General features: G+C 37.8%; 22 protein-coding genes. 8 read left to right on the top strand and 14 right to left on the bottom strand.

What is annotated here, in order from left to right; all coding sequences use genetic code 11:
• Positions 1–418 precede the first annotated feature (418 nt).
• The 6 genes from AC3ANL_RS02695 to AC3ANL_RS02670 all read right to left on the bottom strand — a co-directional run bounded on the left by AC3ANL_RS02695 (position 419) and on the right by AC3ANL_RS02670 (position 8,770).
• Positions 419–1,351, bottom strand: coding sequence for a carbohydrate kinase family protein (locus AC3ANL_RS02695; RefSeq protein WP_488327746.1), 933 nt, complete (start codon positions 1,349–1,351; stop codon positions 419–421).
• Between the two features lie 109 nt (positions 1,352–1,460).
• Entirely contained in the window at positions 1,461–2,897 is a 1,437-nt protein-coding gene (locus AC3ANL_RS02690; protein WP_488327745.1) for a hypothetical protein, read from the bottom strand.
• 40 nt (positions 2,898–2,937) lie between these two features.
• Positions 2,938–3,972 (bottom strand): ABC transporter permease, encoded by a 1,035-nt coding sequence (locus AC3ANL_RS02685; RefSeq protein WP_488327744.1) that lies wholly within the window; start codon positions 3,970–3,972, stop codon positions 2,938–2,940.
• A gap of 4 nt (positions 3,973–3,976) precedes the next feature.
• Positions 3,977–5,467, bottom strand: coding sequence for a sugar ABC transporter ATP-binding protein (locus AC3ANL_RS02680; protein WP_488327743.1), 1,491 nt, complete (start codon positions 5,465–5,467; stop codon positions 3,977–3,979).
• 103 nt (positions 5,468–5,570) lie between these two features.
• A complete protein-coding gene (locus AC3ANL_RS02675; protein ID WP_488327742.1) occupies positions 5,571–6,527 on the bottom strand; it encodes a substrate-binding domain-containing protein in 957 nt (318 codons plus the stop codon).
• A gap of 227 nt (positions 6,528–6,754) precedes the next feature.
• A complete protein-coding gene (locus tag AC3ANL_RS02670; RefSeq protein WP_488329646.1) occupies positions 6,755–8,770 on the bottom strand; it encodes a LacI family DNA-binding transcriptional regulator in 2,016 nt (671 codons plus the stop codon).
• A gap of 271 nt (positions 8,771–9,041) precedes the next feature.
• Here AC3ANL_RS02670 and AC3ANL_RS02665 point away from each other — a divergent pair, with 271 nt between their 5' ends.
• Positions 9,042–9,584, top strand: coding sequence for a GNAT family N-acetyltransferase (locus tag AC3ANL_RS02665; RefSeq protein WP_488327741.1), 543 nt, complete (start codon positions 9,042–9,044; stop codon positions 9,582–9,584).
• A 792-nt stretch (positions 9,585–10,376) separates the two neighbouring features.
• Here the strand turns inward: AC3ANL_RS02665 and AC3ANL_RS02660 are convergent.
• From AC3ANL_RS02660 to AC3ANL_RS02625, 8 genes are all read right to left on the bottom strand, one after another.
• Complete coding sequence (locus tag AC3ANL_RS02660; protein ID WP_488327740.1) at positions 10,377–12,209, bottom strand: N-acetylmuramoyl-L-alanine amidase family protein; 1,833 nt, start codon at positions 12,207–12,209, stop codon at positions 10,377–10,379.
• A 188-nt stretch (positions 12,210–12,397) separates the two neighbouring features.
• The gene (locus tag AC3ANL_RS02655) at positions 12,398–12,871 is read right to left on the bottom strand and encodes a DMT family transporter (protein ID WP_488327739.1); all 474 of its coding nucleotides are present in this window, start codon (positions 12,869–12,871) and stop codon (positions 12,398–12,400) included.
• Between the two features lie 11 nt (positions 12,872–12,882).
• Complete coding sequence (locus AC3ANL_RS02650) at positions 12,883–13,311, bottom strand: DMT family transporter (protein WP_488327738.1); 429 nt, start codon at positions 13,309–13,311, stop codon at positions 12,883–12,885.
• 88 nt (positions 13,312–13,399) lie between these two features.
• Complete coding sequence (locus AC3ANL_RS02645; protein WP_488327737.1) at positions 13,400–13,714, bottom strand: ArsR/SmtB family transcription factor; 315 nt, start codon at positions 13,712–13,714, stop codon at positions 13,400–13,402.
• 147 nt (positions 13,715–13,861) lie between these two features.
• Entirely contained in the window at positions 13,862–14,188 is a 327-nt protein-coding gene (locus tag AC3ANL_RS02640) for an antibiotic biosynthesis monooxygenase family protein (protein ID WP_488327736.1), read from the bottom strand.
• Between the two features lie 133 nt (positions 14,189–14,321).
• Positions 14,322–15,284 (bottom strand): bile acid:sodium symporter family protein, encoded by a 963-nt coding sequence (locus tag AC3ANL_RS02635; RefSeq protein WP_488327735.1) that lies wholly within the window; start codon positions 15,282–15,284, stop codon positions 14,322–14,324.
• 624 nt (positions 15,285–15,908) lie between these two features.
• The gene (locus AC3ANL_RS02630; protein ID WP_488327734.1) at positions 15,909–16,667 is read right to left on the bottom strand and encodes an HAAS domain-containing protein; all 759 of its coding nucleotides are present in this window, start codon (positions 16,665–16,667) and stop codon (positions 15,909–15,911) included.
• 10 nt (positions 16,668–16,677) lie between these two features.
• Complete coding sequence (locus AC3ANL_RS02625) at positions 16,678–17,007, bottom strand: PadR family transcriptional regulator (protein WP_488327733.1); 330 nt, start codon at positions 17,005–17,007, stop codon at positions 16,678–16,680.
• Positions 17,008–17,227: 220 nt separating this feature from the next.
• Between AC3ANL_RS02625 and AC3ANL_RS02620 the strand changes: the two genes are divergently transcribed.
• The 7 genes from AC3ANL_RS02620 (at position 17,228) to AC3ANL_RS02590 (ending at position 24,534) form a co-directional block, all read left to right on the top strand.
• Positions 17,228–17,563, top strand: coding sequence for a hypothetical protein (locus AC3ANL_RS02620; protein WP_488327732.1), 336 nt, complete (start codon positions 17,228–17,230; stop codon positions 17,561–17,563).
• 795 nt (positions 17,564–18,358) lie between these two features.
• Positions 18,359–19,057 (top strand): helix-turn-helix transcriptional regulator, encoded by a 699-nt coding sequence (locus AC3ANL_RS02615; protein ID WP_488327731.1) that lies wholly within the window; start codon positions 18,359–18,361, stop codon positions 19,055–19,057.
• Positions 19,058–19,141: 84 nt separating this feature from the next.
• Positions 19,142–20,365 carry a MalY/PatB family protein gene (locus AC3ANL_RS02610; RefSeq protein ID WP_488327730.1) on the top strand — a complete coding sequence of 408 codons (1,224 nt, stop codon included), beginning with the start codon at positions 19,142–19,144 and terminating at the stop codon, positions 20,363–20,365.
• Positions 20,366–20,500: 135 nt separating this feature from the next.
• Complete coding sequence (locus AC3ANL_RS02605; protein WP_488327729.1) at positions 20,501–21,883, top strand: APC family permease; 1,383 nt, start codon at positions 20,501–20,503, stop codon at positions 21,881–21,883.
• 101 nt (positions 21,884–21,984) lie between these two features.
• Complete coding sequence (locus tag AC3ANL_RS02600; RefSeq protein WP_488327728.1) at positions 21,985–22,641, top strand: carboxymuconolactone decarboxylase family protein; 657 nt, start codon at positions 21,985–21,987, stop codon at positions 22,639–22,641.
• Between the two features lie 46 nt (positions 22,642–22,687).
• Positions 22,688–23,074: a RidA family protein gene (locus tag AC3ANL_RS02595; RefSeq protein WP_488327727.1), complete on the top strand. Its 387-nt coding sequence runs from the start codon at positions 22,688–22,690 to the stop codon at positions 23,072–23,074.
• Positions 23,075–23,265: 191 nt separating this feature from the next.
• Complete coding sequence (locus AC3ANL_RS02590) at positions 23,266–24,534, top strand: MFS transporter (protein ID WP_488327726.1); 1,269 nt, start codon at positions 23,266–23,268, stop codon at positions 24,532–24,534.
• The last annotated feature ends 17 nt before the right edge of the window (positions 24,535–24,551 follow it).

Below are 24,551 nucleotides of genomic sequence, written 5' to 3'. Positions count from 1 at the left end.
CTACTCTATCTAACATGAACACTAGTCTTTTCTATTTCTCCGTAAGATCTATCTATGCAAGCCTCGATACCATAGCAAAATAAATCATCTTTCAATAATAACTCATTTTTTTACTATTTTCCATTCGGGTGCACCACAAGGGCGGTTCGGTTGGCTTTCTTACATCAACTGACACAATTCTAAGAAACTCCCCCTTTTTCAACATTACACAAATGTTTGATTAGACGATTCCTGACAGGCGTCACCCCTGTATTTATCCCTGCTGACTAAAAAGGTTGTCGAGTAAATGCACGACAATATCCGTTCTGACCTTAAACTATTAGTGCAATTTTGTATTTTCAAGGAGTTCACTACCTTTTTATTAAGACACAAAAATGGATACCATTTTTACATGGTACCCACTAAAATAGACTATTTATCATACTAATTCCAGTATTTCTTTCAACGATGGCAGGCCAGTCATTGCGCCCTTTTTCGTGGTGGCTAACCCTCCGGATACACTTGCAAACCGTATGATCTCTACCATTTCTGACACAGAATACTCTTGTAGTGTTTTCGTAGATTCGTTTAGGGAGTAAAGAATACCAGAGACAAAGGCATCCCCTGCACCAGTGGTATCAACCACATTACATTTTAAAGCAGGGACCCTCCCTATCTCCTCTTTAAATCGATAAATACAACCTTCTCCGCCCAATGTTACCAGGACAAGGGGTAAATAAGGCAATTTACCGATTCCTTCCTCCAAACTGCTGCATCCTGTTAAGAAGACTAGCTCTTCATCTGAAACCTTTACAATATCCGCATATGGAAGTGCGGAAAGGATAGTTTCTTTTGCCTTCTCTTCGGAATCCCACAAACCTAAACGGAGATTAGGGTCATAAGATACAAGCATTCCCTTTTCCTTTGCAATCTCCACTGCCCGAAGTGTTGCTGATTTGGAAGGTTCATCAATGAGGGAAATAGAACCAAAATGGAAAATCTTATGATTGTTAAATAAAGAGCTATCTAATTCTTCTTTTTGCAAAAAGCGGTCTGCACTCGGATTAATGTAAAAACTAAAGTCACGCTCCCCAGATGGCTCTAAGGTAACAAACGTGACACCTGTCCTAGCTTCATCCGAAAAAATCATGGAACTAGTGTTAACCCCGTACCCATCTAATGTTTCCTTAAGAAAATGCCCTAACACATCATTGCCAACTTTCCCAAGGAAAGTGGCTGCTCCCCCAAGTTTTGCAATTCCAACAGAAACATTAGCCGGAGCTCCTCCAGGGGCTTTTTGGTAAGTTAGATTATCAGAATCCAGCGGAATAAAGTCAATGAGGGCTTCCCCTAAGCATAAAACTCCGTTCATATTACACCTCTACGAATTTTTGGATTACTTTTGTAAAGAAATATATAATACAAGTGACATGCCAATTTTACACTAGCAAAAAGCATGCCACTTGATTAGGGTAACTCTACTAGACTAGTACTAATTCATTATCTAGGATTATCGCTAAACCTTGCTTGGAATCAATATTCTTTTCCATGGTAACAGCTTGTGCTTCCCAATTGTCGAACTTTCCATATGCGGTATAAATAGTGGATCCGGTTGGTAATTCAGGGTATTCGTTTTCGCCATTTGTTCCCCAGTTTACCCAGCCTGAATCATTTCTCTGTACGATTTGATAACGTGATACTACTTCACTTGTATACCATACCATAGTATAGCCAGTATGATCGTTTAACTCTGCTGTTTTATTAGCACTCATTGGGAAAATAGTTTGTTCCGGTGCGTTGTTCACATCGACCCATTTATCAAATAAGACATTCTGGTTTCGCTCACTTTGGTGAACAAGTTGATGGGATTTAGGAATAATCTTAGAGATATGTTCTTTGATTTCATCGGCCGAGAGTATCCCTTCTTTTATACAAAACAGTCTCCAGAAGAAATCCCAAGAAACATTATTAATATCTTCACCAATACTTTCTTTATATTTTTTAACATTTGGACTATTCAGTTCGTCAGATTGCAGCAGCTCGTGAACACCCTCAGAAAGAATATTTGCGTATAAATCTCCTTCTCTGTAGTAAGTGCCGCCATAGGATGCAAAGGAAGTAAATACTCTGTCTCCTTGCCCGCTCTCGAATTCATCACCAACCGTAATTTTGTTTACAACAGGGATTCCGTCAACAGTAGTTGAAAAATCATCTACATCGTATTTTCTTCTAAACCATGGTGTATTGTAAAAGAACTCCCACGTGATGGTGAAATTCTTACCTTTTAGATTTTCATCTAATCCATCAGGTACTGCTCCTTTGAATAAATACCGGCAATATAAAGGCCCTTCTTCTTCAATGATTATATCCACCTTTGTGTGCTCTGGAGGGTTGATTAAGCCATTTTTCGGAGTGAAAAATGGACCATAGAATCCTCCAATAGCGTTAGAATAATCTTTTATAAGATTTTTCTTTTCTTCCTTCGCTTCGAAATAGCGAATTCCCCATTTTCCATAAGAGGTTCCATCGGCAGTTCCTGAACATAGTTCTAAGATGTAGTAGCCTGTATCTAGTCTTCTAAACCCATCCTCTTGGGTAACGTCTAGTTTCTCAATTCCTTTAAACTCCTTTAGGTTATTTAAAGGTCTTTCGTCAGCATATAGCCAATAAGAAGTAACGGATTGCTCCATACTAACGATATATACAATTGAAGCCTCTTGGATAAACCCATCTTCCGAAATAACAGCATCAATAATTTGGAAAGGGACTTTATTGTTAGAATTATCAAATAATTCAAGGCTATCTTGATGAACCTGGTAAGCTGAAAAATTCAACTTCGTAATAACCGGCTCGTTTTTTCTAGTTAAATTATCGGGATTATTTAGCATGATTTGAAACTTATACTTAAACTTTTCCACCCATAGGCCCTCTTTTCATAATTAAGATAACATTAGATCGCTATTTAGCTAATTTAAAAGAAAATTTATGCTTTTTTCCTTTTTGTGCATCAATTAAAATCGCAATCATAATAATGATCCCTTTAAAAACTAATTGCCAGAAAGAACTTACTCCCATCAAGTTTAGACCATTGCTGATTACTCCAATAACCATGGCACCAAAAATAGTTCCACTTATTTTCCCTCTGCCTCCTGCCATGGAAACCCCTCCCAATACACAGGCTGCAATAGCATCCATCTCATATCCTGACCCTACGGAAGGTTGACCTGAATACATTCTTGCCGAGAGGACAATACCAGCAAAAGCGGCTAAAAACCCAGTAAGTGTATAGACAGCAATTTCTACTTTTTTGATTGGCACTCCCGATAGACGAGCAGCTTCTCTGTTACCGCCAATCGCATAAATATAAGTTCCAAACTTTGTTTTATTCAATAAAATAATAAAGATAATGGCTAATATAATCATATATAGGACAGGGTATGGAAGAAATCCAAAGAGTTTACCTGTTCCAATGATTGTGTAGGCGTCATTAGTAATCCTTTCAGATTGCCCGCCGCTATAGATATAAGCTACACCCTGAGCAATATTCATCGTTGCTAACGTTACCATAAAAGCTGGTAATCTAAATTGTGTAACAACTGTTCCATTTAGGAATCCGATAAAAGTACCGATTAATAAGCCACACAATATCGCTAGCCAGATAGGCATTCCAGTTCCAACAATAAACCCTACTGTTAATGTTCCCGCTAATGCTACGATTGCCCCCACAGAGAGATCAATACCTGCGAGAATCATTACTAACGTCATGCCAAGGGCTAAGAATACGTTATTAGATATTTGCCTGAAAACAGTGATTAAATTATTGGTTGTTAAAAATACTGGTGAAGTAATCGACAATATAATACATAAAAGCATCAAAACAGCGATTATACCTATATTGCTTTTTATCATCGAAAGGAAACCGCTATTCCCATTTTTACTTGTTCCCAACGAAAGAAACATTTTATTTATCTTTCCATTGTTTACATCCATCATTCTCTTAACCCCCTGTTGCATAGCGCATAATATTTTCCTGCGACAATTCCGAATGATTTAGCTGTTTCACTAATCTCCCATTTCTCATTACGCAAACAGAATCACACATATTAATAATCTCAGGGAGATCAGAAGAGATCATAATGATGGCTAACCCTTCGTTAGCAAGTTCGTTTATAATCGAATAAATCTCAGCTTTTGCACCGACATCGACACCTCTTGTAGGCTCGTCAAGTATTAATAAATCAGGATGTGTCATTAACCATTTAGCAATGACTACTTTTTGCTGATTACCGCCCGATAAGCTTGATACTTCGATCTCAGGTGAAGCAGTTTTTATTCTCAAATCCTTGATATATTTATCGATTACTTTCTGTCTCTTCTTATCGCTGACAATTACTTTATTTTTCATTAAGTTTTTCAAGTTAGCTAAAGTGAGATTAAAGGCTACTGTGTTATTTAATACTAATCCTTGATCCTTTCGATCTTCTGGTACCATAGCAATGCCTTTTTCAATGGCCTCAATACAATTCTTCACTTTTAGTTGCTCTCCGTTAAGATAGATATCCCCATTGTCATGACGGAAAGCTCCAAAAATAGTTTGCATTAATTCACTTCTACCTGCACCCATAAGACCTGAAAAACCTAGAATCTCACCTTTACGGACACGAAAGGTGATGTCTTCAAAGACATTCTCCCTAGAAAGATGGTTAACCTTTAATACCTCTTGTTCCTTAACGGAATACGTTCTTGTATAGAAACTCCCTAGTTCCCTGCCGACCATCATCGCAACTAGTTCATTTGCATTCGTTTGGCTAGTAATCTTTGTTCCAACATAACTTCCATCTCTAATTACCGTGATTCGATCAGTCATTCTAAACAATTCTTCAAACCTATGCGAAATATAGATGATACTTACATTCTTTTCTTTTAATTTATTCATCGTAATAAAAAGGTTATTTACTTCTTCATCTGATAATGAAGATGTTGGTTCATCCATGACTAAAATTTTTACATTAAAAGAAATAGCTTTAACGATTTCAACCAACTGCTGTTGGGCAACGGTCAATTCTCCTACTAACGTGTTTACATTAATATTTAATCCTAGCTGCTCCACCATTTTTTGCGCTTGCGTATTAATTTGTTTACTATCTTTGAAGCCTAATTTAGTCTTTGGTTCTCTTCCTAAAAAAATATTCTCAGCTACGCTTAGGTAAGGAACAAGTACAATTTCTTGATGGATAATACCGATACCGTGCGATCTGGCATCTTGCACATTTTCAATATCTACAATAGTCCCATTGATGGATATTTCACCTTTATCCGGTTTATGGATACCGCCTAAGACCTTGATTAAAGTCGATTTACCCGCCCCATTTTCACCTAAAAGTGCATGAATCTCTCCTTCTTTAAGTTCAAAATGGATTCCACTTAAGGCTTGGGTTTTGCCAAAGCTTTTGTATACACCATTCATTTTTAATACTGCTTCCGTCAATTATCGTTCACCCCCAAAGGATAATAAAAGCATAGAATGCAAGAGATTCTTGCATTCTACTAGATTAGAAATCGTAAAACTTACTTATCAATACGATTCACGATTATTGCCATTGTCCATCTGTTTCTTTTGCTAATTCCTTCGTTACAACATGGGATGGTAATAGAATCTCTTTTTTCACTTTTTCCCCTTTTAGGGATTTAACTGCCTCATCAAATGCAGTCTCAGCAATTTTAATTGGTACCTGCGCCGCAACTGCTTTAAATGAACCATCAAGCACTGCTTTTTTACCATCTGGAGATGCATCAATAGAATAAACACTAATATCTTTTTTGCCGCTTGCCTTAACTGCAGCTGCTGCACCTAAAGCTGAAGGATCATTGATTGCAAAAATTGCGTTGATATCAGGATTTGCCTGGATAATATCTTCAGCAATTGGTAAAGACGCATCTAGGGCAGCTTTCCCATCTTGTTGTGCAACGATTTTAAATTTTGACTTATCTGATCCTAAACCATCCAAGAATCCTTTAACACGTTGTACGCAGCTTTCATTAGCCGGGAAATCCAATATCGCAATTTTTGCTCCATCTGGATAGTCTTTAACCATTTGTTGTCCCATTAATTGACCTGCCATGAAGGCATCGGTAGCAATTACACTTTTCACTAATTCTCTGTCTTCACCAATAACAGCAGTATCTACATTAAAAACGGGAATATTACTATCTTTCAATTGTTCTAACCCTTGGCGAATCCCTGCTGAGTCAACTGGGATGACAAATACGGCATCAAATCCTTGGTTAGCAGCATCTCCCATTTGGCTCAATTGCTTATTAAGATCATAATCTGGATCTAGCATTGTATATTTGTATCCGTTTTCTTTGGCCAGCTTCTTAAACGTATCATTCATCGCAGTTTGAAAGGTATTATTTTGTGTGTTAGGTAAAAAAGCAAAATTGTACTTGCCATCTTTAGCTGATTCTGAAGCTTTGTCACTTCCACATGCAGTAAGTGCCATTGCTACTAGCATTATTAGAACTAACTTTAAAAAGTGTTTTTTCATACGAAAGCCTCCATAGTAATAGATTTAGATTTTACAAGAATGCATTTTACAAAAATTGCGTTTTAACTAAGAAAGTCTACAGTTTTTTTAAATCCCTGTGTGCGCACAGACTTTTTTCACCCTAATTAAACGCTTTCATCAATCTTTACGTAAAATTTACCATGGTGAGTGATATCATGTCAATGAATAATTAAAAAATTCATAAAAAAAAGCAAATTTACATCTTTTTACGTAAATTTGCTCAATATTATTTTTTCTATCTCTTGAGGAACCGGTTCAGATGTTATTTCCTTCCAAGCTTTTAATAGATTATTTGATTCCACGATATAAGGCGGAACCCCAATATACTTATAATGATCCTGTCCAAGCAATGCTTTGGCAGTAGCTAACCCTACTGCTATTCCTTGCTGATAAGGTCTTTGGGTTGAAAGCCCTTTGACCATTTCTTCTTTAGCTAAATACGTAGCAATTTCATTATCTAAATCTGTTGTAAAAATGGCTACGTCTCTTCTGTTTAAATCGTTGAGTGCTTTTATCGCTTCCAAGGCAGGTCTATCCCATGAAATATATAATCCTCTTATTTCAGGATGAGCGACCATCATTTCTTTGCATACATCATAGGTATTCTCTATTTTGTAAAAATAGTTTTCATCTACTATCTCTATATTTTGGAAATTATTCCTAATAAAATCATTTGCAACTGCATCTCTTAAATGCGTCCCATAAAACGGAGCCCCATGCCCGATAAAACCGATTTTTACATCTTTTCTATTTTTAAAATAATTCCCTAAGAGTAATGCGATATTCTGACCATGCTCTCTTTCATTAACTGAAACACAAGAATAATATTGGTCTTTACTCATTCCTTGCGGAACATTACTCATAAAGATTAGTTTTGTTTCTTCTGAGATGCTTTGGAACTTTTTCGAAGTAATCTCATCATCAACGGGAATCGCAATAATAGCGTCAGGCTTTTGAAGTCTTAGTCCTTCTAATTGGGCTACTTGCAGTAAAGGATCAAAATGCGCATCTGTTATCGAAACGATTGAGATACCATATCTATTTAAGACGTTACGGATACCATTCTCGTAAAGTCTTGCCCATGCCGTTCCTCCAAAGTGAAAGGAAATGCCAACCATATAATGGCCTGAACTCAATATTTCGGCCTCTTCTTTTGAAATCGTTAAATCTTCAGGAGAAAAGGCTTTTTCTCCAAAAGGTCCCTTTCCAATCACTTGCGTTGACTTTTGAATGGAGAATTCCAATGGAACTTTAATTTCTATAGAATCTTCTGTGTAATTTTCGATTTTACTCAATAACAGGTTAACCTCTTGGATCGCCATTTCTCTTGTATCTTGTTTAAGAATGGTTAAAGGAGGATTCGTTATTTCAGACCATTCATCATCACCAAACCCAATAACAGAAACATCTGCCGGACATTCAATACCTAATTTATTCATAACTTTTAATAGATTTAACGTAATTCTATTTCCGCTTGCCAAAAAAGCGGTTGGCTTGTCATGAATCCAAACCTCTTTTATCCGTTTCTCAAAATCCGCAAAATCATTTTGATCGATTTCAATCAACAATTCTTGCCTGAAAGGTATTTGATAGGAATCCAAAGCCTCTCGGTATCCTTCAAGTCTTCCTTCTGCAGAAGAAAAGTTACCGCTTTCAATAATTAACGCAATGTCTTCATGTCCAGATCTCAAAAGATGAGTGCATCCTTTATAAATTCCTCCTTTAGTATCTGAGACAACAGAATCTACGCCATTAATTTTGACGGCTCTATCTAGGAAAACAAACGGAATTTTTTGTTGGATTAGCTTATGAAACTGTTTTTCTCCCGTGCTAGCAGGAACAATCATTAATCCCGCGATTCTCTTATTGCCAAGGATATTTGTAATGATGTCTTTTTCCTGAGATACATGATCATCATGAAAGTATACTGATAAACTATACCCTTTTTCAGTTAAGTAGGAGGAAATATTAGAAATTATTTTTGAATAGAAAGTCCCGTATAAATTGGGGACTATTAGTGCGATTTCGGACTTCTTCCCAATCTTTAAATTTGTATCAGTCCCTTTTAATTTTTTATCATAGCCTGTCTTCTTAATAGCCTCTTCAACTTTTTCAACAAGTTCCGGACTCACATATCTTGTTTTATTAATAACATGGGATACGGTTGCTATAGAAACGCCAGCTTCTTTGGCTATTTTATTAATAGTTGTCAAATAAATCACCACACAATAATATTTACGTAAATTTTATAAAAATTGTAACACTTTTTTTATAAACAGGTCAAACAAATATGCAAAATTCGTTTTACCATTATCAATGCTACCTCTTTTCTTTGTTAATTTACGTAAATTGAATAATACAAAGAAAAACCTTCCCGGCTCCTAAAAAACTTGTTGAACCGTGGATGGTCCTCTTTCTTCTGATAGAGTAGAATTAGTATAAAGAGAATTTTGGTTATTTTGAAAAAAATAGGAAAAACAGGAGATTGCGCAAATGAAACTAGAGGGCAGCAGGGTCTTTCTTAGGCCACTTGAAAGTGCGAATGCAGAAAAAAGCTTACAATTAGAGGCACGAAATCGCTCGTTTTTCCAGGAATATTCCGTCGATCGAGAGGAAACCTTTTATACGTTGGAAGGACAGCTGGAGCGGATTAAAACGAGTCAAAAAAATATGAACGATGATCAGTCCTATGGATTTGGAATTTTTTTGAATGGAAGTGAAGAGTTAATTGGAAATATTGGATTGTATAAGGTGGAGCGTGGTCCGGCCCAGAGTTGTATTGTCGGCTATGTCCTTGACAAGGCGCATAATGGAAAAGGATATATGACCGAGACAATCGGGTTAATCGTTGATTATGCTTTTACTGAGCTAAAGCTGCACCGATTAGAAGCAGGGGTTAAGCCGGATAACGCGGGCTCCATCAGAGTCCTAGAAAAATCGGGCTTTCATCAAGAAGGCATTGCCCGAAAAAATATCAAGATCAATGGAAATTGGGAAGACCATCAGATCCTGGCGATCATAAATGAGGAAATGTAAATGATAAAAAGATCAAGCACTTCATGAAACAGTAAAATGCTTGATCTACTAAGAGCCTATTGACGACCGTAAGCCCAAAAAGTGATTCAACAGGGTAGTCAATAGAGCCTATTGACTACCGTTAACCCCAAAAGTGATTCAACCGGGTAGACAATAGAGCCTATTGACGACCGTTAACCCCAAAAATGATTCAACCGGGTAGCCAATAGAGTATATTGACGACCGTTAACCCCAAAAATGATTCAACCGGGTAGCCAATAGAGCTTATTGACGACCGTCAACCCCAAAAGTGATTCAACCGGGTTGCCAATAGAGCCTATTGACGACCGTTAACCCCAAAAATGATTCAACCGGGTAGCCAATAGAGCTTATTGACGACCGTCAACCCCAAAAGTGATTCAACCGGGTAGCCAATAGAGCCTATTGACGACCGTCAACCCCAAAAATGATTCAACCGGGTAGCCAATAGAGCCTATTGACGACCGTTAACCCCAAAAATGATTCAACCGGGTAGCCAATAAGCGGGGCATTGGTATCCGGTTATGTTGAAACGCCAGTTTACCTAATCACAATTCAACTTGGCGTCCCCTCTCTTCAGCCACATCACAAGATGTTGCCCCATCCTAGAGCGAGAGTCTATCAATCTACTCCAAAAGAAAAATCGGCTTACTTTATTCACCCACCCAAAAACACAAAAAAGCAGAGAACCCTTGCTCCCTGCCACGCATTCACACTTTACCGCTTTAAACTTTAGCCGAGTGGGGGTCTGACCCCAGTCTCTTAAACCAGTCTCTACTTCCTCCAAACACCATTAGAATCAAAGTAGTATTTCTTCCCTTTTATGGTTTGCCAGTCTGTCGCTGCTTTTCCGGAGGAAAGGAAGTAATACCAGCTCGTTCCGAATTTCGCCCATTCGTTTGCTGCCATGGCACCGCCCGGCTTAAGGTAATACCACGCACCGCTAATCTTTTTCATCCCGAGAGCCATTACCCCATCCGATTCTAAGTAATACCATTTGCCCTTATCATATATCCAGCCTGTCTTCATGGCGCCGCTCTGATTGAAATAAAACCAGACCAATCGTTTCGGACTATTCGGCCTTTGATAATTGATTTGCTTCCAGCCTGTAGCCATTACCCCAGTAGAATCAAGATAATACCAGACTGTGCCCTGCTTCAACCAGCCAATGGCTGCTTTTCCACTAGACAGATTGAAGTAATACCATTTACCATTAATCAACTTCCAGCCTGTTTGCATCGCACCGCTGCTAGTAGAATAATAGAGGGAACCATTCACTTTATAGAAGCCTGTGAGCATTTTCCCTTGTGAATCTAAGTAGTACCATTTTCCGCCAGAATATCTCCAACCAGTGAGGGCTTCCCCATAGTTGGCAAAATAATACCAGCTGCCATCGATGAAGCGCCAACCCGTAGCTGCAGGATGACCATCTTTATCAAAATAGTAACGTTTGCCCAAATAGTCAATCCAGTTGTTCGTAACCATTGCACCGTAGTCATCATCGAAATAATACCAGTCGCCATCAATCAAACGCCAACCGTAAGCCAAATCCCCATCTTCATTAAAATAATAATAGGAACCATCTTCTGGATCTTGAACCCAGCCGGTGACCATCCGGCCATCTTCATCAAAGAAATACTCATAACCGTCTTCCTCAAGCCAGCCGCTGTATCGTTCGCCATCATCATTTAAATAATACCAATACCCCTGATCCTCAAGCCATCCGATAACTTTTTCCCCTGTCTCAGGATCGTAATAATACCATTTATTCCAAAACATGACCCAGCCAATTGGAGAAACGGCCTCATAATCGACATGACGAAAGTCCATACTAACAGGCTTATCATACAACTCTTGGTTATAATAAACGATTTTGTTAGAAGTACCAGGATCACTCACCGCCACCCTATCAATTTTCCAAGTACCCGTCTCATCATAAGGATTCACATAAAACTTCAATTGAGAAGAAGAATCCGTATAAACCTGGAAATTTTTAGTCTGGGATAGATCAGAGGGAGCTCGGTAATAAATCTCGACCAACGCCGCTTTGTTTGCGCTTAGCGGATTAACGGCAACCGTCAGCGTCACATATTCTCCCAGCGTCACCTTAGTTTTATCAATACCAATACTCTTTAACTCGGGTACATATCCGGTCTGATCGACAGTAAATCCGCCGCCGCTTAGGTCAATCGCATCCGAATCTGTAGTGTAAATCTCCTTATTAAAGGAATAATAAAAATAGGAATCTACCTTGACACCGACAGCTCTAATCTTCCATTTTCCCTTGGCAAACTTGTCCGTTACCGCAATATCTGTTTGCCACAGATTAGTGGATCCATCGTTTTTCAAACTAATTCTCTCTTCCCCCGAACCATACCCGTCCGGCTGGTAAATGGCGATGACCTCATTCACTTTACCACTAGACGTTACCTCCATCGATAAATGCAGTGTATCCCCAACCTTTGCCTCCTTTTTGTCAATCATGACGTTCTGCAGCTGAACAACCGATGAATCGGCCGCCGCCATTCGAACTGACAAAAAGATCATCAGGAACCCAACCATGAAAGCCGAACCAAACATTTTCATCGTAAAGCCTTTCCTCAACATAAGCCCCCCTATATCTCTATAAAAATAAGAATCATCTTTGATTATAGCAATATCCACCAGCTAAAATAATCCATTTTTTCTAAAAAAAGTAGAAAATGTTTGAGTGTTAAAATTCTTATTGTCTTTTTTTCGGGGGCTTGACCAAATCTTTAAATTAATGATTTTCAGCGTTATTATTTCTTAAGCTATTAACTAAGAGACGTTTGGGTTTGTTCACTTGAGCGTTTATTTCCTTTGTAGATGAAATAAAGAGCAATAAACATAAATAGTAAGGCTACAGAACGTTTCCAGTCTAAAGGTATTACTAAACTATCAAACCAACCAAAATGATCAATAAGCATACCAATTACAAGCTGACCAATGATACCGGCAATATTGGTGGCAATGACGCCAATTTTTGGAACAGCTATGACAGTGAGAAGTAAGTACATCGTACCCAAAAATGCTGCACTTAATTGCCATTTAGGTGCTTCTAGTATGGCTAGTACATTTCCTTGACCAAAAAAAATAATCATAACGACAAGAAACATTAATCCGGTTATAAAGGTTAAAAGTGTCGTTTCAATTATTCCAGCTTTTCGACTAAATGTTCCATTGATAGATGATTGTGCGCTTAATGTGATACCACCTAATAAGGTGAATAGAATCATTAAAATCCCCATTTTTAAACCTCCTAATTAATTAAAATAAGTGCAATAATCATTGAAATAACGGCAAATACTTTTTCTTTATTGATTCTTGCTTTCTTGCTGCCAAGCCAGCCATAATGTTCAATGACCATACTCATGACCAATTGACCAATAATGACGGCAACCATAGAGATCCCAACACCAACAAATGGAACACTAATAATAATAGCTGTTAAATAAACAACCCCTAAAATACCTCCAAGTAGTGACCATTTAGGTGCTTCAACTACATATGAAAGTTTACCTTTTCCAAAGAATATCCATAATATTCCCATGATGATAGAACCCATAAAGAAGTTATAAAAACTAGTTTCTAACTGCCCTATTGTTTTCCCTAGTTCACCGTAGATAGCTCCTTCAAAACTAAGGGCTGCCCCTGCAAATAACGCTAATATATAAGATATGTAACGCATTAAATCATTCCTCCTTCTTCATCTTTATAATTAGATATCTAGAAAAATCGATATAATTAAAGGTAAAAAACAGATATCTAATCTACTATTAGATATCTGTTTTGAGATATTCAGCTAGTTGAAGAATAGCTTCTTCGTTACGCCTATAATACGTCCATTGGCCATAGCGAACAGATTCGAGGAGCCCAGCTTTCTGCATTATATTCAAGTAGTGGGAAACCGTAGATTGAGAAACTTTAGCTTTTTCTTGGATATCCCCTACACAAACGCCGCCCTCAATACTTACCTCCTTTGGAAGGTGGGCTTGCTGCTTAGGGAAATGCTTCTCTGGCTCCTTCAGCCACTTTAAAATGTTAAGCCGAGTCTCGTTTGACAATGCCTTGAATAAATCGATTGGTTCCATGGTTAGTATTGTATATCGAATTATTTCGATATGTCAACATTACACGGCTGTTCTCGGATAATAAAATCGTTTTTAAATGAAATATCTTTTATATTATTTATTCGTCCTGTTAAATTAACGTAGATAGATGCAGAAGGTCTAAATATATTACATTTCGAAAAAGTTATCTCTTTCTACTTTACAAACTCTAAGTGCGAAGTTTTTGTACCATTCATTTTTACCTCTTTCTTGTGCAACTTGATGCGCTAAATGTTCCTTCCAACTCCTTATTGCATCTAGTGATTCCCAGTATGAAACAGTAATTCCCAGTCCCTCGTCACGGGCACTTTCTACACCTAAGAAACCTTTCTGTTGAGACGCTAACTCTACCATTTTTTCAGCCATATTCCCATAACCTTTGTCACCCTCAGTTCGTTGGGAAGCAAATATCACTGCATAGTATGGTGGTTGAGGAGTTTTAGCAATTCCACTCATTTTAGTTCCCCCAATATGTTTAATTTTAAGGCATTCCTAAATTTATAAATTTTACATAATTGAAAATTTGTTCATAAAAAAATCCCTAAAGTTGGATTTTCATGTCCAGCTCTAGGGTTTACATCATTTCAGGTCAGACTGCTTTTTTGATACTTTTTTCGGTTTGATCTTTTTCTTTCATTCGGCTGAAAAGATTGGCCAGAACGGAACCGGATAAATTATGCCACACACTGAAAATAGCACTTGGTACGGCCGCTAAAGGAGAGAAATGAGCCGTCGCGATCGCAACTCCCAAGCCGGAATTCTGCATGCCGACTTCCATTGCTACCGCTTTTTGTTTGGCGAGATCCATCCCACATAAACGGGCAAAGAAAAAGCCAATTAAGAATCCTAGTAAATTATGAAGAATGACCACTCCAAAAATAAGCAGACCCGTTTGCGCAATCCTGTCAGCGCTGCCTGCTACAACAGCAGATACAATTAACACAATCGCAATAACGGAAACAAGCGGCAATGCTTTTGCACCGGCCTGCGCTTGTTTTCCAAAGAACTTTTTAATGATAAAGCCAAGCGCTAATGGAACAATGACAACTTGTACAATTGAAAGGAATAAGGACGCAACACTAACATCAACCCACTTACTTGCAAATAGAAGAATGAGTAATGGAGTGACAATTGGTGCTAGAATCGTAGAAACAGAGGCAATCGCAACAGCCAGTGCCACATTTCCTCTTGCTAGAAACACCATAACATTCGAAGCCGTTCCGCTTGGGCAGCATCCTACTAAAATGACACCTACAGCGACTTCTTGCGGTAAATCGAGTCCGACTGCTAATAAAAAGGCGAGCAGCGGCATGATGATAAAGTGTCCGATAACTCCAAGTGCCACTTCTTTTGGTCTTCTAAATACTTCTTTAAAATCCGATAACTCCAGTGTAAGGCCCATTCCAAACATAACAATCCCTAATAGTGGAACAATATAGCCCCCGAGCCCTACAAAGTGACTAGGAAAAGAATAAGCAATAATGGCAAAGATCAAAACCCAAAACGTAAATGTTTTTCCAGCAAAGCTGCTGATTTTCTCAATGACTCCCACAAAAATACCCCCATATTTGTTTCGCTTTTCTAAATAATAAGTATTTTATTATAGTAGAATAAATATTTAAAAAAATCAATATTTTCCCACAAAAATCCTCCTACTTTACTGATTGATATAGATAGGAGGTTTAAAAAATAGGAATTATTAAAAGAAGAGGATGAATGAATTCATAGGAAACTAAGTAAAAACTATTAAAAATTTTCCCACCCTTAAGCATGGAATGATAAAGATTTAGAGTTGGAGGTTGTGCAAAGTGGGGAGAGATATAGAAAGCATTGGCAGGGAGCAAAGCGTAGTTAAGAACAAGGAATTGGAAGAATAAAACGGCAATGATCCTTGTCTGCCGATGATAACCAAACTTTCTACTTAATTGGATAAAATTCTCGTCAAATGACAACATTCTAGAAGTTTCTAACCTTTTCAACACTACACAAACGTTTGATTAGAATCACCCTTAACATGTGCCAATCCTACAATTATCCCCGCTAACTACTAAAAAGGTTGTCGAGAACTGTTCCTACCACTACCTTTTTAAAAAGGAACCTTGGCCAGTGGCGGAACCAGGCATGTCTTCTATTTAAGTTGGTTACTTTATGTAAGTCACCCAGGGTTAAGATGAGCCTATTCTCTTACTTTTTCTTTTTTCAGTAAGTAAAATAAATATACACCAATCAATAAATACGTTATCAAGAACCCGATAATTAACTGTGATCCTTCATTGAAAGAAGTAAGGGATAATAATACTTTTGGTAAGTGAAGGGCAATTAACATTACGGGCAGAATAGTAGTTTTTGCCCAAATTGAAAATAAAACGACAAAAGAAAGAAAAAGTAAGGCGATTATGATACTTCCTACAATACCAAAGTCAACTATGGGTGTAGTATAAATTGAATCCGCAATTATTACGCCCCCGAAAAAGAAAGTACTAATAAAAATAGGAAACAATAATATTAAAAACTCTCTAATTTTAGAAACTTGATTGCTAGCCATATAGCGAAATGCGGTAAACACACCTACAAGGAAGATAATACTATATACAAGCGTTCCTATGATTTTTAATAAACTATATCTTAATGTGCCTTGTAGAAGATCTCCAAACACAGAAAATGACATTGCACCAATGATAATTAGTGAGATATATTTAGCCCATTCTTTATAATCAGTCTTCATTTCACTGGAGATACTCACCATATAATCCTTTGGCGAAACTCCAATAATTCGATCAATTGATTTACCATTTATCTCTGCTTCATACAGATGAACCTCAAGTTCTTCCGTAATTTCTTTAATCTCTTGATCATTTTTTCCACTTGAAAACAAGTATAGTTTTAAATCATCGATAAATTTCTTACTCTTATCAGACATTTGAAGTTGTTCCACTCTCTTCACCTCATTCTTTTATTTCTTTCTTAATAACTGCGTTAACACTTTTCTCAAGTTGGTTCCATCTAATTAAAAAATCGTCTAATTCTTGCTGTCCATCATTGGTTAATGAATAGTATTTTCTCTTTGGACCAGCTATTGAATCTCTTCGAACAGAGGTGACAAATCCTTCACGTTGTATTCGCAGCAATAATGGATAAATGGTGCCTTCACTGACAGTACCAAAACCATACTCACTTAAACGCTCTGCCATCTCATATCCATAACACTCTTTCCCTTTGATAATAGCCAAGAGACAACCATCTAATATTCCCTTCATCATTTGTGTTTGCGACATTTGTTTTCCACCATTCTTATTATCTTGCATTACAAGGTATATCCACATTGTAAATCAATATACCATGCAATACAAGAGTAATGTGATTTTATAGTTGAAGAGCAGGCAAAATGACCGCCGAAACCCCTTTAATCCAGAGAGATATTATAAATGTGTGAAACCAAATGTTAATTTAATCGTATTAAACTTAACAGTTCAATGATGAGGAGATGTATCAGAAATGGATAGAAAAACAAGAGAAGCGTTAGATGCAATTGAAAAAATAAAGTCTCCAGAAGACATAATTTACGAGGTTTACAGATCTGAAAAAAGGTCTGGATGGTTTCATTTTTGGGATATTGTATTTGATGTAATACCATCTACTACAACAAAGTTATTGTACGATAAAGTTATGTATTTACTTGCTTCTGAAAAAAGTGGGAAAATCATTGAAGTTGAAAACGGAAAGATTACTAACATAACAGATGTACCCGATTGGACAAGTAATAAAAAGGTGAATTTTAAAAAAGTAATTATAGATCATTACATTTATAAGAAATTTAAAAAAATTGCGTAACGGGTGAATTCTTATTGAGTTAAAGGGTGCAAGTTAGTTTAAGTGGGGGTTCCCTTAATTTTATGCAATTTTCAACAATAACCATTAACAGAGCCAATAAAGGAAAAACATCACGAGATTAAACTCCCAACCCATGGAATGATCACTTTTTTCCTGCTCGGTAGCGGCGATTAACTACCCTCCGTGCTCTTTTTTTCCACGCTCGGTCGTCTATAAGCCCGATTGGCTACCCGACGTGCTCCTTCTTCCCCCTGCTCGGTCGTCAATAGCGCCGATTGGCTACCAACGTGCTCCTTCTTCCCCCTGCTCGGTCGTCAATAGCGCCGATTGGCTACCCAACGTGCTCCTTCTTCCCCCTGCTCGGTCGTCTATAAGCCAAATTAACTACCCTAAGTGTCCCTTTTTTAGTCAACTCGTCCTCTTAAGCTATTAAACTTGCGGAAGAGTATTTTTAGCTCGAAGAAAACAGTCGACATTGGCTGAAGTTACGCTTCCAACTACAGAGAAATTCATTTATATAATTCCCAATATAAAAAATTCGGAAAAATTAAAATAAATATATTGAAAACGCTGTCATTTTAGTTATAATAAAATTAGTTGCACAGTAATAATAAATTATCACGATGATAATTTATTATCCAAGTGATAAATATTTTATTATCAGGATAAATCATTGTCTGAATAATGACCAATCAGAATAACTTTACAGCTAGTTTGTTCTGATGGGATACACTTCAATTTGGTGTAGATTGATAAATGTTGCTGAAATGACAAGACTAGGGAGGAAATTTCGGAATGAGAGATAACATACCTTCCCAATTACAACCTTATATTCAAATGGTTGAATTTTTAGGAAGTGTAATGGGGAACCAATGTGAAGTGGTTTTACATGATACGAGGAATATTGAGAATTCTATTGTGGCAATTAAAAATGGCCATATAAGCAACAGAAAGGTTGGTGGGTCACTAACAGATTTAGCCTTAAAAATAGTAAAGAATAAATCATATATCGAAAAGGATTACCTGATTAATTACTCAGGAAAAACACAAGACGGGAAAATTGTACGCTCATCCACTTACTTTATTAAAGATGACATAGGGAACGTCGTCGGTATGCTTTGCATTAACATGGACCTTAGTATAATGGTTGAGACCAGGAATCTCTTGGATAGCCTTATCAATGGATTAAACAATGTACCGTCAAGGGGTTTGGACCTACATGGAAAGACTCCTAGTGAGTTTGAAAATCCAATTGAAGACCTTAATACGTCAATCGAAGATCTGACAACATCCATTATTTTAACTACGCTTGCAGAAACAAACATTTCAGCAGATCGGATGTCTGCCGATGAAAAGATTGAAGTAGTTAAACAGTTGAATGAGAAAGGTGTGTTTTTAATTAAGGGTGCTGTAGCAGAAGTAGCCGTGCATTTGAAAACATCCGAAGCAACAGTCTATCGATATTTAAATAAAATTGATATAAAGCAATATTGATAGGGATTGCCACTTTATTTTTATTCAATTCGTTAACACCGACAAAAGGTAGATAAATATAAAAATAAGAAAGGTGGATTTCACGTGAAGTATAATTTTGATGAGGTAGTCAACCGGAGAAAAACCTATTCATTAAAATGGGATGGGGGAAATTTAATTAAAGAAATAGGTATTACGGAAAGATATGATGAAGATACATTACCTTTATTTACAGCCGATATGGATTTACCTGTACCACAGCCGTTAATAGATGCCTTGCATAAAACAGTAGATCATAAAATTTTTGGGTATTCCGTATTCCCTGATGAGTATTATGAAGCCATCCAACATTGGTTTAACAAGAGGCATGACTGGGATATCAAGAAGGAAGAAATTGTATACAGCCCAGGGACTGTCCATGCATTGAATATTGCCGTAAGAGCATTTACAGATCCAGGTGATGGAATCATTATTCAGCGTCCAGTTTATCCACCCTTTACATCAGCAATAGAGGGTAATGGAAGACAAGTCGTTAATAACGCTCTCCAATGTGATGAAGAAGGGTATTATTCGATAGATTTTACTGATTTTGAAATGAAAGCAAAAGAAGAAACGACAAAAATGTTCATTTTATGTAATCCTCATAACCCAACCGGAAGAGTCTTTACTAAGGAAGAACTTCAAAAATTATCGGACATTTGTGCAAAAAATAATGTGCTCATCATTGCAGATGAAATTCATGGAGATTTAATAAGACGTAATCAAACGTTTATTCCAATCGCAAAGGCTTCAGAGAATGACAATCATATTATCACCTTTACGGCAATCAACAAAACATTTAATGTCGCTGGACTTCATTGTACAAATGCGATTATACCGAATGCTAGTCTGAGGAAAAGATTCACTGAAGTCTTGGGGTTTCAATTAGCATCGCCATTTACCATCTCTGCCCTCATTGCGGTATACAATGAAGGTGAAGAGTGGTTAGAGCAGTTAAAAACATATATAGATGAGACAATGGAATTTGTGAAAAGTTTCTTAGCTGAAAGAATGCCTAAGGTGAAGGTGAGAATTCCAGAAGGAACGTATATCATGTGGATGGACTTCAGTGCTTATGGCCTATCTCCTGATGAAGTTCATGATCGTATTTATAACAAAGCGAATGTTCTTTTAGAAGATGGAAAAATGTTTGGAGATGAGGGATTAGACTATCAGAGAATTTGTCTTCCCTCTCCTCGATCAATCATTAAGGAAGCAATGGAAAGAATCGCAAGAGAATTTGAAGACATTAATGCAACTAACTCTATAAAAGAAGAGGTCGTTAAATAACCTCTAAAACGATATTATGTGTGAGTTCCAAATTAATAGTTTATAAAGGTTAATTTGGAGCTTCACTTAATTTTTATATAAATCTAATCTTTTAAAAATAGTCTGAATTTTAAAAAAATAATAAGGGGTGGAATTATGGCTAGTCAAGAATCTAATTTAAAGAAAGTTTTAGGTTTAGGGGATGTAATGAGCATTGGGGTGGGGCAAATTATCGGAGCGGGTGTAATGGCTTTAACCGGTATTGCCATTGGGATGACGGGAAGTGGAGTTTCCCTGGCATTTATCATTTCATCTATATTCACATTGTTTATGGCTATACCAATAGCGGTGATGGGATCAGCCATCCCAACAACAGGCGGAATGTACAGATATACAAGTCGCCTCTTGTCTCCTAAAATAGGGTTCTTTTGGTTATTGCTCTTTATTCTTGCCCAATTAACACTAGCCATGTATGCGATATCTTTCGCAGAATATGTTCAAGGACTCGTACCATCAGCACCCCTCAAGCTGATTGCATTTGTCCTTCTCACCGTATTTTTTATTGCTAATTTAGTAGGGGTTCAATTTGCAGCACTTGTCGAAAAATTCATGGTTGTGGTCCTGCTTCTTGCCTTAATTGTTTTTGTAGTATGGGGAATGCCAGAAATTAATTATTCTGTTTTCAATTCAGGAGAAATGTTCTCGGGTGGATTTGTTGGATTTTTTATGGCAGTAGGATTGCTTTCATTTGCTACAGGTGGTGCGCAAGTGGTGGCTGAGCTGGGTGGAGAAATGAAAAATCCAGGAAGAGATATACCATTGACCATTATTGTAACCACAATAGCGGTGGGAATCCTTTATGCCTTTATGGCTACGATTGCTGCCGGAGTTTTACCAATTGCAGATGTCGCAAACAAACCTTTAACAGATGTTGCCCGAACTATTTTGCCGGCTCCTCTCTTCATTTTCTTCATGGTTGGCGGGGCTATGTTTGCTCTGGCAACTACGTTAAATGCAACACTTTCTTGGGTTACCAAAGGGATTATGATTGCATGTGAGGACGGCTGGTTACCAAAATCATTAGGAAAAGTGAATAAAAAATTTGGGACGCCTCATTGGCTTTTGACTGTGTTTTATATTATTGGGACTATTCCTATCCTTACTGGATTATCTTTAGGAGTCATTTCAGCCTTAGGAACAGGAGTTTTCTTGATTGCTAATATTCTTCCCGTATTTGCTGCCACAAAATTACCGAAAAAATATCCTGAACTTTATAAGAAAGCGCCGTTTAAACTTCCGCCAAAAATTTTAAATGCCTTTGTATATATTGCTGTAGCTCTACTATTTTTCCAAGGCTATCTTCTTATGTCCTCTTTATCATACAAAATAATAATAGGGGCTATTGCTTACATGGTGGCAGCCGCATTATACGTGGTGATTGTTGGAAACCATTCAAAGTCTGGAGTGAAGAAACAACTTCATTTTTCTCACGAAGAAGTTGACCCTACAATCGGACCGAATAATAATGTGGGAGCTTAAACGCGAGAAAGCAGTACTTACTTTTTAGCAGAAAAATAGGTGCATTTATTAAAAGTTTCATAAAGACAAACACTGAAATTAAATAAATGGAGGTTTTTTAAATGACAAACGATAGTTTATATCAAAAATCCTATATTCGGAGACTACCAGAATTAGGCAAACTCGCCCCGGAAACATTTAAAGCATTTGTAGCATTTGATCAATTAGCACTGGCTCCAGGTAAGTTACCGAAGAAGCTAAAAGAACTAATTGCCGTTGCGGTAGCACACGTAACTGGCTGTCCTTATTGTATTGAAGGGCATGTTTCAACTGCGAAAAGATTAGAAGCGTCAAAAGAAGAGATAACGGAAGCCATTATGGTGGCTACTGCGTTAAAAGCTGGTTCAGCGCTTGCTCATGGTTTAAATGGATTAAATGCTTACGATGGAACGGCCGATGAGGAGCTTTATAAAAGATCGAATATGATGCGGTTTAAGGAATTCAAGGACATCAATCCAGAAACGTTTGGTGCATTCGCTAGTTTTGATATGCAAGCAATGAAAGCAGGACTACTAAGCAGAAAAGAAAAGGAATTAATCGCGATTGCCGTTGCTCATGTTACGGGATGTGCCTATTGTATTGAGTCACACACGAAAAAGGCCAAGCAATTGGGAGTGACATTAGAAGAAGTGACAGAGTCGATTTTTGTAGCTACAGCATTAAAAGCAGGATCAGCACTTGCCCATAGTGTAAACGCACTAAATGCTTATCAAGACTAATAGATAGTTAAGAAAACTATATTTTAAGAATGGGGTAGGAAACGATATGTATCATACTATTTTTACAGAAAATGCTCCTAAAGCAATTGGTCCGTATTCTCAAGGGGTTCGAGCAGGAGACTTCATTTTTCTATCGGGACAAATTCCAGTAGATCCAGATACAAATGAAGTCGTCGAGTGCGATATTGTCCTGCAAACGAACCAAGTGATGAAAAACATTAAAGCCATTTTAGAATATGAAGGCCTTACAATCGAAAACATCGTTAAAACGACTATTTTTATTAAAGATATGGATCAGTTCTCTATCGTCAATGAGGAATATAGTAAACACCTAGGAAATCATCGTCCCGCTCGATCTACAGTCGAGGTCAGTCGTCTTCCAAAAGATGCATTAATTGAAATAGAGGTTATTGCCACTACCAATAAAATATAGTCAAGATAGGGGTCCCGGCATTTGGTACCCCTATTAATGTTTTCTTATTAGGGTAACTATGTCAACTGCTTTGCAGACCATCGGAATATAATGGAAGAAATCGGAGTTACGATAACAGGAAGCTCCGTGATTGCAGATAGGATTAATACGTTCAAGGGCACTTTAAGTAGCATGAAAAAGGGAGGAATAGAATGAAGGCTCCAAAAACATTTGCTTCACTTAGGTTTCGAAACTACCGCTTTCTTTGGTTCAGTTCAGCACTTGCCAATTCCGCACAATACTCATTTACAGTTGCATCAAGCTGGCTCATTTTTTCGCTTTCCAATTCAACGGCGCTAGTAGGAGCATCCATGTTTGCTATGATGATCCCGGGAGTTCTGTTTGGGCCAATTATCGGTGTGTTGGTTGACCGCTTTGATAGACGACGTTTGTTATCGATCTCATTATTTTCCAACGCATGTAATACTGGTTGTTTGGCTCTAATAGGCATCACTGGGTTTGTTTCGCCTTGGATTGTGATTGCAAGTGCGTTTTTCTTAGGAATTTCCTTTAATCTGCAAATGACCTGCACCAACGCTGTAATGCCAGACTTGGTACCAAAAAACGCACTATTCAACGCAACGGCTCTACAAGGAAGTATTCAGCATGGAGCAGGATTCCTAGGCTCGGCTCTAGCCAGTCCGCTTTTGGTATTTGCCGGTCCGATCGCCGTCTTTACATTATGCTGTTTGCTGTATACAGGAGCTGCTATCCAATCAAGATGGATTCAAACTAATCAACCTAGATCCCAGTCAGGAGTGAAGCGTGACGCAAATATCTTTCGCCCTGTCATGGAGGGGATTGTTTACATTCGGAGGTCGCCAATGCTAGGCCTCTTGATTGTAATGGTCGGACTACATTGTTTATTAACGATGGCCTATACCTCTATGCTGCCGCAGTTTATTCGGGATGATCTAGGTGCCGACAGCGGAATTTATGGGACCCTCATGATGTTTATCGGATTGGGCGCAATACTCGGCAATTTAAGTACTGCATCAATCTCCACACCACGCGGTCAGGGGATTCTCTATATCATTATGGCGTTGGCAAGCGGCCTTACCTTGGTTGCCCTAGCATTTACGTCTACTCCATTGTTAGCATTTATCGTTGGACTTACAGTTGGGGCTTCCCAAGCGGTTTTTATGGCTATCAACCTGTCCTTTGTGTTGCAAAAAGCCAACGACGAGTACCGCGGACGTGTGGCAAGCGTGAATTTTATTATCGCTTCTGGGGCCATGGCAATAGGGAACTTTTTATACGGATCTCTTAGCCAAATCATTCCGACGAAAATGAACATGATCTCATCAGGTAGCAGTTTTGTCTTTTTGGTTATCGTCTTACTCCTTGTATCGCCAACTTTGCGGTCGCTTTATAAGAAATTAGCCTCAGTAAAGGAAAATCAGACTTCAAGCATTGTTTGAAAAAGCTCAAGATCATC

The organism is Neobacillus sp. DHD-1R (assembly GCF_057747995.1).
This window is presented reverse-complemented; position numbering and strand designations above follow the sequence as displayed.